General features: G+C 64.5%; 13 protein-coding genes and 1 tRNA gene. 4 read left to right on the forward strand and 10 right to left on the reverse strand.

Annotation, left to right across the window (positions count from 1 at the left end; genetic code table 11):
- Window positions 1-47: 47 nt before the first annotated feature.
- From ACZ5SK_RS42685 to ACZ5SK_RS42725, 9 genes are all read right to left on the reverse strand, one after another.
- Window positions 48-1415 carry an FtsK/SpoIIIE domain-containing protein gene (locus tag ACZ5SK_RS42685; RefSeq protein WP_468577641.1) on the reverse strand — a complete coding sequence of 456 codons (1368 nt, stop codon included), beginning with the start codon at window positions 1413-1415 and terminating at the stop codon, window positions 48-50.
- A 5-nt stretch (window positions 1416-1420) separates the two neighbouring features.
- A complete protein-coding gene (locus tag ACZ5SK_RS42690) occupies window positions 1421-1768 on the reverse strand; it encodes an SCO3933 family regulatory protein (RefSeq protein WP_457495563.1) in 348 nt (115 codons plus the stop codon).
- Between the two features lie 312 nt (window positions 1769-2080).
- Window positions 2081-2542 carry an SUKH-4 family immunity protein gene (locus tag ACZ5SK_RS42695; RefSeq protein ID WP_457495562.1) on the reverse strand — a complete coding sequence of 154 codons (462 nt, stop codon included), beginning with the start codon at window positions 2540-2542 and terminating at the stop codon, window positions 2081-2083.
- A 55-nt stretch (window positions 2543-2597) separates the two neighbouring features.
- Window positions 2598-3416 carry a protein phosphatase 2C domain-containing protein gene (locus tag ACZ5SK_RS42700; RefSeq protein WP_457495561.1) on the reverse strand — a complete coding sequence of 273 codons (819 nt, stop codon included), beginning with the start codon at window positions 3414-3416 and terminating at the stop codon, window positions 2598-2600.
- Entirely contained in the window at window positions 3413-4264 is an 852-nt protein-coding gene (locus ACZ5SK_RS42705) for a sigma factor-like helix-turn-helix DNA-binding protein (protein WP_457495560.1), read from the reverse strand. Before ACZ5SK_RS42705 ends, ACZ5SK_RS42700 begins: the two co-directional genes overlap by 4 nt.
- Window positions 4265-4436: 172 nt before the next feature.
- Window positions 4437-4841 carry an ATP-binding protein gene (locus tag ACZ5SK_RS42710; protein WP_457495559.1) on the reverse strand — a complete coding sequence of 135 codons (405 nt, stop codon included), beginning with the start codon at window positions 4839-4841 and terminating at the stop codon, window positions 4437-4439.
- A 95-nt stretch (window positions 4842-4936) separates the two neighbouring features.
- A complete protein-coding gene (locus tag ACZ5SK_RS42715; RefSeq protein ID WP_457495558.1) occupies window positions 4937-5788 on the reverse strand; it encodes a helix-turn-helix domain-containing protein in 852 nt (283 codons plus the stop codon).
- Window positions 5789-6120: 332 nt separating this feature from the next.
- Window positions 6121-6849: an AbiTii domain-containing protein gene (locus tag ACZ5SK_RS42720; protein ID WP_457495557.1), complete on the reverse strand. Its 729-nt coding sequence runs from the start codon at window positions 6847-6849 to the stop codon at window positions 6121-6123.
- A 30-nt stretch (window positions 6850-6879) separates the two neighbouring features.
- A complete protein-coding gene (locus ACZ5SK_RS42725) occupies window positions 6880-7614 on the reverse strand; it encodes an AbiTii domain-containing protein (RefSeq protein ID WP_457495556.1) in 735 nt (244 codons plus the stop codon).
- Between the two features lie 815 nt (window positions 7615-8429).
- On the opposite strand from ACZ5SK_RS42725, the gene ACZ5SK_RS42730 reads away from it, so the two are divergent.
- Complete coding sequence (locus ACZ5SK_RS42730) at window positions 8430-9797, forward strand: hypothetical protein (RefSeq protein WP_457495555.1); 1368 nt, start codon at window positions 8430-8432, stop codon at window positions 9795-9797.
- A gap of 231 nt (window positions 9798-10028) precedes the next feature.
- On the opposite strand, the gene ACZ5SK_RS42735 is transcribed toward ACZ5SK_RS42730, so the two are convergent.
- Window positions 10029-10358, reverse strand: coding sequence for a hypothetical protein (locus tag ACZ5SK_RS42735; RefSeq protein ID WP_457495554.1), 330 nt, complete (start codon window positions 10356-10358; stop codon window positions 10029-10031).
- Window positions 10359-10629: 271 nt separating this feature from the next.
- Between ACZ5SK_RS42735 and ACZ5SK_RS42740 the strand changes: the two genes are divergently transcribed.
- The 3 genes from ACZ5SK_RS42740 (at window position 10630) to ACZ5SK_RS42750 (ending at window position 11602) form a co-directional block, all read left to right on the forward strand.
- Window positions 10630-11094, forward strand: a complete 465-nt coding sequence (locus tag ACZ5SK_RS42740; protein WP_457495553.1) for a DUF6221 family protein — start codon at window positions 10630-10632, stop codon at window positions 11092-11094.
- A gap of 140 nt (window positions 11095-11234) precedes the next feature.
- A complete protein-coding gene (locus tag ACZ5SK_RS42745; protein ID WP_457495552.1) occupies window positions 11235-11462 on the forward strand; it encodes a hypothetical protein in 228 nt (75 codons plus the stop codon).
- An 81-nt stretch (window positions 11463-11543) separates the two neighbouring features.
- Window positions 11544-11602 (forward strand) — tRNA-Ser (locus ACZ5SK_RS42750).
- The last annotated feature ends 106 nt before the right edge of the window (window positions 11603-11708 follow it).

The raw sequence follows: 11708 nt of genomic DNA on the forward strand, positions 1-11708 counted from the left end.
GGACTTGGCGCGAGGCGGTCACGCCGACCGTGCGGAAAGGGGTGCGGCTACTCGGTCACCGGGTGAGCGGTCGGCGCGGCAGCGGCGGGAGAAGCCGACCCGGCGGACTCGACGCCGACGGCGGGCCGGAAGGAGTCGAGGCGGGGCAGTTCCGGCACGAGGCCGGAGGTGGCGCGGCAGATGGCCGCCGCTTCGTCGAGGGTGAGGTGGGGTGAGCGGGCGCGGGACCAGCCGCCGGAGGAGTCGCCGACGACGGCGACGCCGGGCCGTTCGGCCGGGATGGAGGTGGCGGCGAGGGCCGCTTCCGGGGAGATGTCGGCGAGCGCCATGTTGGCCGAGGACTCGTCGTTGACCCGGTGGCAGATGCGGCCGGTGAGCTGGGCGCGGAGCATGGTGGCGCCCTTGCCGAGTTCGGAGCCGAAGCGCTGCCCGCACACTTCGAGGTAGATGCTGGCCGCACGGCCGAGCTGGGCGATGCGGATGAGCTTGGTGACCATGGCGTCGCGTCGCTTCTCGTCGTCCCGGCTCGCGGCGAGGAAGAGTTCCGCGACCTCGTCGACGACGACCACGACCGGCACCGGCCGCACCTCGTCCGGCAGCCCCCACACGTCCGAGGTGAGCACGGCATCCGCACCCAGTCCGGACCGAAGACCGATCAGCCGGAACCGTGCCTCCATCTCTTCCAGCAGGACGTCGAGGAGGTCGTTCGCCCGGTCCGAAGTGTCGGCGAGCGCCGACAACCGGGGTGCGAACGGCGCGAGTTCGACACCCCATTTGCAGTCGATCCCGACGAGGACGACCCGTTGCCGGGCCAGGCCACACAGAAGGTTCCGCAGGTACACGGACTTGCCGGACTGCGTTGCGCCGAGGATGAGTTCATGCGGCACGGCGCGGAAGTCCCGCACGTGCCACCGCCCGTCATCTCGAAGCGCCATGGGCAGGGTGAGCGGGCCGCTCCTCTGCCGCCGCCGGGCGGGCCGCACGTCAGCAAGCACGTCCCAACCGATCAGCCGCAGTTCGAGCCATCCCGACTTGGTAGGACGGATGTGCACGGCGTGCGCGGCCCAGGCATGCCGCAGCCGGTCAGCCGACGCCATGAAGTCTTCAGGAGCCTGCCCGGTCGCCATGCGCAGCCGCATCACGAGACCGGAACCGGTCGGCAGCGGAAACGACCGGCGAGGAGGTACGGGAGCCGCCTCCCGCCCGATCACCCGGGCCGTGGCCCGACGGACGGCCGAAGCCGGGACCGTCAGACCACAGGCGTCCATCGTGGCCCTGTAGGTGGTGAGCACGCGCAGAGCGACGAACGGATAGCCCACGAGCCACCAGAACGCGACTGGCAGACGGCGGCGCAGGACCAGCAGCGCGGCCACGGTCAGCAGGCACAGCACCAGTGCCCAGAGGGTGTCGGTCATGGTGATCAGCCCTGCACCGGAGCGGGGGCGTTGACCATGACGGCGTCGGCCCGGTAGGCGATGCCGTGACGCATCCGCCCACCGAACTCGCTCTCCCACGGCCGGGCGACGAGGCCGGACATGATGACCGGAGCGCCCATCACCAGGCCCTCACCGATGCCCGGCTCGGGGACGGTCACCTTGATCATGTCCGAACCGCCCGCCGCGATGAACACCAGCTCTAGCACCATGAGCCGCTGGTTGGTCACCGGGTCCACGGCGACCTCACCGGTCTGACGGTCCTTCACCTTGATCTCAGGCAGCTTGGTGACGAGCAGCGTCGCGGCCGAGACGTCTACGGGGATGACACGCATTTCTTGAACCTCACTTGGTCGGCGACGCGTTCGGTTCGCGCCACTTCGGTTTGGATACCCCCCTAGACAGCACAGGGAGCGGTCCGCCCTAACTGTCTAGGGGGATTGACGACTACGGTAGACCGACATCCTGCCAACTGTCTAGGGGGATATACGAAGGGATCTGACGGCACGTGAACGCCAAGCGGCCGGCCCCGTCCGCCACGTCCAGCAAGACCCAGGCTCCCGGCGATGTCCTCCCTGCGCATGGAGTTAGGGAGCCTCGCCGGGTCCAACTGCACCTCAAGCAGCCTGTCGCGATGTTCTGCAGGGTTACACGCTCATGCCATAGCCCAGTTCCTCAGCTCCGATGTGCCAGAAGGAGTTCTCGTCGGCCACGGCCTCGGCATCAACCGCCCTGAACCGATCCAGCAACGCTTCGGTGAGCGCGTCGGCGGCCCGCTCGGCCACGTCCACTATCTCGGCGTCGTCGAGATCGTCACTGGGCCCCTCGTACGCATCGGCCTCAGCCGCGGCCTCCTCATAAGCGCGGTTGAAGGCGACGAAAGCCTCAACGCTGGAGTTCACCAAGCGCGGAACGCCGTCCTCCGGCACGTCCCACAACGAACCATCGTCACGCCGTACGCCGAGCGCGCTCAGCCCCGGATCGACCGCCACCAGGGCGTACCGCGCGCCGTCGACCGTACGCTCCGTAAAAGGGGAGTCCTGCCATGCCCCGGGGTATGGGCAGCGAGCACATTCGGCCAAGAGTGAGGCGAGTTCAGCGTCGTTCATGCCGAGAACCTAGCCCGCACCGCCGACACTTCACCAAGCCGGTGAACCTATGTGGTCACAGCACCCAATGCAGCGCGGTGGCGTCATCCTGCGCCTTGCCCCGTGGCCAGCGCCGGCCCTCGGGGTCGTCCGCCTCTGCTTCTCGTACCTGGCGGATCAGTTCATGCGGCCCGGACGAGCTGAGGAGGGTCACTGTCTCTTGCCAAGTGGCGAGTGCGAAGCGGTCGACGAGACGCGTGGCGCCGTCGCTCAGCAGCGTCACGGACGTGAGCGACTCCAGCGGCACCGTCCCGTTGAGGGCATGCTCCGCCGCGCGCGGTTCGGGCCCGGCGATCCAGAAGCCGCCGGGCTGGTTGCGGAACCCCGTCAGTGCGTTCCGGTACTCGGCCAGGGCTGCGGCATGTTCAGGCGATCCGGTGGGCAGTGCGTCGACCGGCCCGCGCAGCCGCTTGCCGACGTCGTCCAGGCGGCGGTCAGTTACGACGGTCGTACTGCCGTCCTGGTCGGCGAAAAGGAGGGACGAGTCCCCGAGTACGAGGTACTCCAGAGCTCCCGCGCCGGCCCGGACGGCGACGACCGTACTCGTCGGACTGGCCCGATAGGCCAGGTCACAGGTGTCCGCGTGCAGGGACCGGACGGCACGGATCGAGTCGGCGAGGCACTCGGCGATGGGCCGGGCGGGATGCGCCGTGATGGTGCTCAGCAGCAGCCCGCCGAGCGTCGCGGAGAACCAGGCGACGCCATGCGTACACCCGGTCTCCGCGCCGGCCACTCCTGCACCGTCGAGGAGAACGGCCGCTTCGGGAGCGGCGGCGGCGAAGTCCTCGTTCTCCCGGCCCGGTACGGCGGGCAATGAGGCGAGGGCGACCTTCACGCCGACGGATCCTCATCGTGCCGGTAGAGGGGGGTGAGCAGTTCGACGGACTGCGGTTCGCTGGTCTCCGGGTCGTACTCGACGCCCACCAGCGTGGAGAAGCGATGGTCGCCCACCTGCCCCCAGAGCGCGTTGAGGTCGGAGGCCAGCAGCTGCACGACGCCGAGGGAGCCCTGCGTGTGGATACCGGCGATGGCGAGCAGCGAGCCGTCGCCGCCGGGGCGCGGCAGCCTGCCGAGATATCCCACGTCGTACGAGCGGGCCGGATCACTGTCCTGTCCCGACTGGTAGACGGTGCCCGTTCGCCGGTCGACGACCGTCCAGGGCCCGCCTTCCGCGCGCTCCCAGCGCAGTACGGGATCCTGGGCGTAGGTGTCCCACATCTGTTGGGACATGCGCGGGCCGCAGACGACCACCAGGCCGTCACGGTTGAGGTCGATGTCACCGTTCACCGGTACGTGCTCCGAGGTGACGTCGAGCCCGTAGGACCGTGCGAGGTCTTCCAGGCGCTTGCCGGAGCTGACGTCGTCCACGGCGACGACCGTACGGCCGCGCTCGTCGTCCCGCCGCAGCGGAGTTGCGACAGTGACCCTTCCGCGTCCGAGGAAGGCCCCTTCGGGCGCCGGTCCGGTATGGCGGATCTGATGGATCCGCCCACGGCTCAGGCCGGCCTTCTCGGCGATCTGCGCGTAGGAGAGCCCTTGAGCGTGAAGGTCCTGGACCACGCGCCGACGGAGCCGGGCCAGCTCGGTGACCTCCTGCTGCGCGTCGGCCAACCTGGTCGTGACCTCCCGCAGGAGCAGGTACGGATCATCGATCGCCGTGATCCGCTGCAACTCGTCCGACATGACCACACCTCCTAGAAGTACCCAGGAGTCTAGGGCCCTAGACGGAATGGGCGGGAGACGCCGCCCTGAACGAACGCCGATCACGTAGAACCTGGCTCTCCGTCGAGGCACACCCCGGGGGCTCACCCTCCACTGTCCACGAGGCGACCGCACGCCACCAGCGAGCGGGCCGTCATCGCACACTCACCCGTGCCAGGTCGGCCCAGACGCAACGGCTACCGGCAGGCCGGTCCTTCACGCCCCAGTCCTTGGCGCAGGCCGCGATCAGCATCAGCCCGCGGCCGCCCTCCTCCACGTGACTGCGCACGCTGCGCAGCTGGGGCTCGTGGTCGCCGCCCTGGTCGATCACCTCGATGCGCACCAGGTCGTCGCCGAAGCCGACGACCACGAGGAACCACCCGCCGTACCAGCCGCTCCGCGAGTGTCGAACGGCATTGGCCGCCAGCTCGCTGACGACCAGGACGGCATCGTCGACGAAGTCCGACCCCTCGTCCTCCAGCAGGCTGCGGACGAAGTGACGGGCCTCGGCCACCTGCCAGGCCAGACCGGGAAACATGCGGCACCAACTTTTGAGCATGGGAACACTCCTCTTCGTCTAGGGGGCTAGACGGCATAGCGGCAGAGTATTCCCATCCCCAACCAATGAGCCAGGCATCTTGAGGAATTATTCCTCTAACGAGTGGTGCGGTCCTCCAACTCCCGGAACTCCTTCATCACCCGGACCAGGAGCTCCCGCGCCTCGAGCCCGAAGATCGCAGCCTCTTCGAAGCGAGCGAAGGTCTCCTCGTACGAGGCGATCTCGGCGGAGTCGTCCAGGACCCGCTCACCCCGGAAGGTCTCGACGACGACCGCCTGCCGGTCGCACAAGGTGAACCCGTGCCGAGGCATGATCGGCACCCGCCGCCGCCACGGAATCACCCCGATGCGTACGGTGCTCAGACTGTCGACGGCCAGCAGCCGGTCGAACTGGGCAAGCATCAGCGCAGGGTTCCCCGGCCAGGTCCGCAACACAGCTTCCGTCAGCACAAACACCGACTCCCGCCCCGGCTCGTACAAGACGCTCTGCCGCTCCACACGGGCAGCGACAGCCCGACCGACGGCCTCAGGGGTCGTGCCGGGCGCACTTTCGAAGACGTGCCGGGCGTACTCCGCGCTCTGGAGCATGGCCGGCAGGACGATGCACTGAAACGAGCGCACCAACCGAGCCGACCCCACCGCTTCGTTGAGAGTCGCCCCGGCTGGAGCCTCATCCTCGGATGCTTCGACGCTGTCCGGCGCAGCCTCCACAGCGGCGAGGAGGTCACGCACCTCGCAGATGGTCGGCCCGTCGAGGCCGAGAGCGTGGGACAAGCGGCCCAAGACGTCAGTACTGGGCACCATGCGCCCGTTCTCGACCTTGGACACGGTCGGTTGCCCCACACCGGCCCGCCGAGCCAACACGGCACCTGTCAGCCCGGCTTCTGCACGAAGTCCCCGAAGGCGTGCCCCGAGCGCCTTCATGCGCTGCTGCCGCTCACTCCCCATACCCAGGGTTCTACACCACGACGCAGCCAGCGCCCGGCCCGTAGGCCTAGATGATCAAGAGCGGCACATCATGATTCAAACTTTCTCTACTGGTTCAAGGCGGCTCGCTCCGCTCCCCGCGCGCGGCCCGGCCCCCGGCCGGGCCTGCGCTCATGTCTCCGCCCCGCTCCAGCCCGGCCGGCGCCCGTGCCGCGGCAGGCCAGGATCAGCCGTCGCCCCAGACACCGGGTGCATTGCGGCTGTGGACGTGCGCGCTTGCTCAATACTTTCCTATAGCAAGCGGCAACGGATTGCAATGGCTCGTTCGCTAATTCCAACAAGGCCCTTCATCTTTACCTTCTAAAAATCCCCCTATATCCAGAAAGTAGAGGGATCTTCACAGGAATATCTCTTCGCTCTGCATGAATGGGGGCAGTGAGGCTTACTGGCGAATTATCGCCAACGGTGATGTTGATGCTTTGAACGGCAGTGTGCACCTGCTCCACGGTGGGATCTTCTCGACCAGGCGTCATATTCGACCGAAGTTCGGCGGAAAACTCAAGTAGCCGATTCCTCACCTGGTCAAGAATGTCTTGCAAAGATGAGCTGTGGACAGCCCAATACAACGATTCGACCATCACGCGCCGTTCTCGGCGGTCGGGCTCATAGCTCATTAGGCGGCAGAGCTCGGCGTTGCCCGGCAGCGATAGCTTAATCGGATCAACGAGATCCGCACCACTCAAAAGGGACTGAATCTTAGCGATGCTAAATCGGATAGGGAGCTCCTGGGAAATCTCCCCTCGGGCGACCTCGGGGAGATCCAATGTACTGATTGTCTGCCCCCTCGCCTCCCAAAAGGGGGAACGAGAATCTGCCTGAATGGGTGCTCCGATGATCCGATACTCGGGAATATCTTCAGAGGGTCCATTATATCCCTGAAGTTCACTCATTGCCCATTTTCGAAGCGGCTCAGAAAAGGCCCGCCCGCCAATCACAATGAACAATCGCAAAATCTTCTGGGTCGAGATCGACTCGTCGAGGATGTCTTGCTCTAGCTGATCGATGGGTGATCTCTTGCCCATACTTCCTCCACACCGGAGTCGCGCGGGACTTTAGCTCCGCAGCCCTCTTTTTGTTTTCTCTACTTCCGGGGCGATGGTCGCAGCGGCATCGCTTCCGGCAATTGCAATAGGCGACGTGACCTCGATAGGGGAGTTGTCCCCTGCGGTGATAGTTATAACGGATACGGCTTGGCGAATTTGCTCTGACGTCGGCTCTTCTGCACCTTCGGGCATGGAAGCTCGTATTTCCGCAATGAATTCAGTCAGTCGAGTGCGAATTTGGTCAAGAATCCCTTCGAGTGCCGATGTACTGACAGACCAGTAGACAGACGTTACGTTCACGAATGGAGACCCGTGAAGTTTCCGCTGATGCACAGTCATCATCCGTGCAAGATCCGACATACTTCGGGTGCCCAGCCGGATGTGACCGCTAGGTGCTGATTCGACCGTTGCCTGAATCTCGGCAACACTCCAAGAAACAGGAACATCGTTCTTGATTTCCCCGCGGGCGGCTTCGGGGAGATCTCGTTGGCTTATTTCCTGCCCGGTAAAACTCATGGGACCGGCCATAATGTCGGCCTTCAGCGGGGCAAGAATCATTCGATACTCAGGAAGCGCCGCGTCAGGTTCGTTGTACCCCTTTAGCTCTCTCTGAGCCCAGGCTCGGAGAGACTCCGAGGACGCACGGCCGCCCATAACCAAAACTTGGCGGAGCAGGGATGCCAATGGCACTGAATCGTCCAGGACGTCACCTTCGAGGCGATCGATACCGCTCAGGTTGCTCACTATGTCTTCCTATTTCAGAGCGAGGACGGCCACGATTACGCCTGCGACGGTGGCAAGCGCCCCCACTGCACTCCAAACCACGGAGGCCCTACTCCACCATGGGGTCGGAGCGGGGGTTGACGGATCGGCGTTGGTGCGTGCCGTACCGCCTTGCTCCGCATAGGCGAAGGGCGCGTTGACATTGACTGGGGAGTGGTTGCCGCTGGTGATGTCGATGTGCTGTCCAGTCCCTCTAGGTGGCTGAGGGGATGCGCCGGAAGAAGGGTTGGGAGGAGTCGCCATGACGTCTCGATCCGTTCTGGCGAGCACCCAGAGGGTCTCGCTGGGGCTTGGCTTGTTCAAGAGGATGTACCTGTGCGGGGACGCTAGCACCTGCCACTGACAGGCAGTTCCGGTTTGTCTGTACGGGCCGGCCGCCGTGCTGCCGGATCAGCGGTGTTGGCAGACTTGCTGAGGCCGCTGGGAGTGCAGCGAGGCATATGCGTCCGCATCCGATTGGTTGCCCCACCGCCGTGGCTAGCTGTCGGCAGTAAGGCGCAGACAGCCCTCATCGACGCCACCTATCGTGAGTCAGACACGGTCCTGCACCAAGTAAGCCGGTCCGTACCTGGGCCGTCCGACGCCGCTCGGCAGCGGTCAACCTCTCTACATACGACTGCTCGTCTGCCCGCCCTTGCTGCGTATACGGTTCTCTGCGTCAGGGGCATCCCGGGCTCCTTGAGAAGGTTTGGAGGCATGGCGTGACCAGTCCCGCTTCCGAGGGTCCCCTCGTGCCTGTGCCCCTGTCATCGCACCAACTCACTGAGGAGCAGGACGTGCTGCTCCGGACCATGGCAAAGCCATTCGTTTCATCAGGGGTGTGGCCCGTCTTCAGTTACGTGGTTGCCGTCATGGACGAGCACCAGATGGATGCGCGCAAGACTCTGGCAAGCCTTCCCCGGGTTCCGGACTCGTTGTCCATGATTGGGCGGCCCAGCTACGGCTTCACCACCTTTCCCGTAGAGGCCGTACAAGAGGACACACGCCTTGGCTTGACCGTCGCGGCGGGCCTTGTGGTTCCCGAGTTGCGTGCGCTGATCTCCGAACCATTTCTCTCGGTTCTCCATCAGATGATCAAGCTCTATCGGGAGGCACCAGCAAGCCCCGACAAGGGGAAAGAAGTCTGGTGCACATCAGTCCAGATGCGATCGGCGATCTCTTTCCCTAATGAGGCTTTCTGGGCTGCACTGCCAACGATCCTCGGGTTTGAAGTCGCCACGCGCAGGGGCTCTAGCAACTCTACGGAGGACGGGTTCTGGAAGCGTGAGATCACTCGGGACATCCTCCCCTACGGGGACGTGCGGTCAGTGGAGGACTACGTCACGAAAGTTTGCGGCTTCGTCTCACGTTGGGCTTCAGAGTATGACCAGCTCGTGAGTCGCGGCCCGCTAGCGCCCCGCCACCTTGAGGAGATTCCGGTCGGTCGAACTCCTGAAGAGCCAAAGGATCAGGACGCGATTTCGCGACGAGCGATTGAGGGTCAGAACCAAGATCGAACAAAGTCGGCCCGAATCCTGAAGGCCGTGCCACTGGATGCGCGCTGGCTAGCCTTCCTATCCACAGGGAAGCCGTTGCGTCGAATTCCCGACTGGGTTGCGGATGCGGTCCATAGCGCCCATACAGCGCTGACAGGTGATGTCGTTGACTTCATCAACCCTGAGCTATTTACGGCTCATAAGGAATTCATTGACGCACTGGATATGTTGATCGACAGGTTTGGTGACACTTTTCCACCACTTCACGGAAATGGGGCTTACACGGAGATCCCGCCGGAGTGGAAGCGGACGCAGCGTGATCAATATTATGAGACGCTAAACGATCTCTCCACCGCCCGGCGCGATGTCCTCCACAGGTACAAGGAGCTGGCGAACATTATGAACGGATTTGGCCAGCTTTCCATTTCGGAAGCGCCTTCCTCGCAGTCGTTTCAGCTCCATACAGGAGACAACTCTCCTGTCACCGTGTACGCAAGCCAGGCTCATGCTGGATACGGCGCTACCGCGAGTTCCAACGCCAATCCGACTAGCACTGCGACGAATGCGCCAGGCACTCCAGGATGGAATCGTCATTCTATTCTTTGGCCCGCAATTGGAGCCGTAGCCACCGTTATGGCTGTTGTCGCCGCCATCGTGGCTCTCAAGTAGTCCTTCGATCATCCGAGCTTCCGAAGCTGAGAGCTCTGGAGGTATCGCGAATCTGCGCTCTCGTCGCCAGCCAGCTGTTATGTCCGGGTTCTGGTCGGCACAAGCAGATAACGTGGCTGAGGCGGATGGGGGTACCGCGAGACACACGCGCGCCTGATCCGTCGGCGCACCCACCATCGTGGCTGGCTGTCGTCGGCTGAGATACGAGCACCAACGATTTTGCGGATCCGGTCAGTTCGAAGGTGTGAAGCCGGCGGACTGATTGAGGTGGAACGCGGAACCCGGAGCCGTCGGAATCCACCCCTCACGCAGGGCAACCCGAACAGCCGCAGCAACACCGGATGGCAGTACAGGCTCAGCCTCGCGACCGATCCAGTTGCCCGGATGCGGCTGGTCGGTGGTGACCACGAGCGCCATGCCCGGGGTTTCCGCATGCTCGACCGCGAACGTGCACGGGGACCAGGCCAAGCCCTGGAAGTACGTCGGCCTGCCTCGCAGCCACCAGCGGTAGGCCGTGCCGTCGACGACGATCCGTCGCGATCCCTTGCGGACCAGCGCCATGACTCCCCCTTCAACAGCGAAGATGCTAGCGAGCGCGGCACCGCCGCCCGTCTCAGTTTCCGTCTCATTCAGCGCCGTTCACGGCCGTTCAGACGGGACGGAAGCCGGTAGCCGCTCTCACGATCGGCCGTCCATGAACCCAGGTGAACGCCCCCGCACGCACCCCCACACCCCACCACCACAGTTGGAAAGCGTGTTGGTCCAAGGCCCGGGGTGAAGCGACGGTTGTAAAGCGAGTGCCGGCACATGGTCCATCGTCGAGGATGCCCTCATGAACAACGACCTGGTGGTGTTCCTCAAGTTGCGCCTGGACGAGGAGGCCGAACTGGCCCAGCGCTGCGAGGCGGCCGGATGTTGCGGGGAGTGGACCGCCCGCGGGGACACGGTCGACTTCCGCCAGGTGGACCTCACCGGTTTCCATCCCACAATCGCGCAACACGTCGCCCTGCACGACCCCGTCCGTGTGCTGCGCGAAGTCGAAGCCAAGCGGCGCGTACTGAACCGTCACAGGCTCAGCCCCGCCGAAGGCGACCCCGAGCGTCCCTGGGACGACCGTGATGACTGCCAGTTCGACGGCGACCTATGGCCGTGCGACGACCTGCTCGACCTCACACTCCCCTACCAGGACCACCCCGACTTCCCCGAGCGCTACAAGGCGAGCCGAGATACCGAGGGACGCGGCAACCGCACAACAGGCGCACCAGATGGGGCGGGGAACAGCGGGGAACCACGGTGAAACCAGCAGAGCCCGGTGAGACACCAGTACACACATTTTCCCAGGTCAGCGCCCCAACCAGCCGCATATGCCCGCAGCTTCCCAAGCTGATGGCCACCGCGGGCCTTGACCCCCTCGTTCCGTCTTGATCAGCTGTGTCCATGGCCACCGACCCCAGCGAGTACGAGAAGGCAATGCCGATCGTGGCTGCCCACCTTGCCAAGATCGAACGGGCAGTCGACCGTACCCGAGCTTCTCATTCCGGACATCCGTACAGCGAAGTCCATCAGGCGCTGGTTGAGGCACTGGAAGACGAAGGTGCTCAACGGGTCGTTCCTCAGGTCGTCGAGGAGTTGGCACAGCAGATCTCCGATGCCCCGGCACCTTGAAACAGTTCTCAGTCAGCCGTGGACTATCCGTGGACTCGTCCCGCCTGATCTGCCAAGTGCAGAGCCGTGACCTGCCACGTTGCCCAGGACCTAAGCGGCCTCCGGAGCCGTGTGCGCAGGTTCGAATCCTGCCGGGGGCACCTTGAATTAGCCCTGGGTATTCAGCGGAATTGGGCGGGCTGACGTCCCGATAGCAGAAAGGTGCCGTTGACCTGCGAGGATGCGAGTGTCTAGATCGTATCCGTG

This window comes from Streptomyces sp. NPDC031474, from assembly GCF_055581185.1.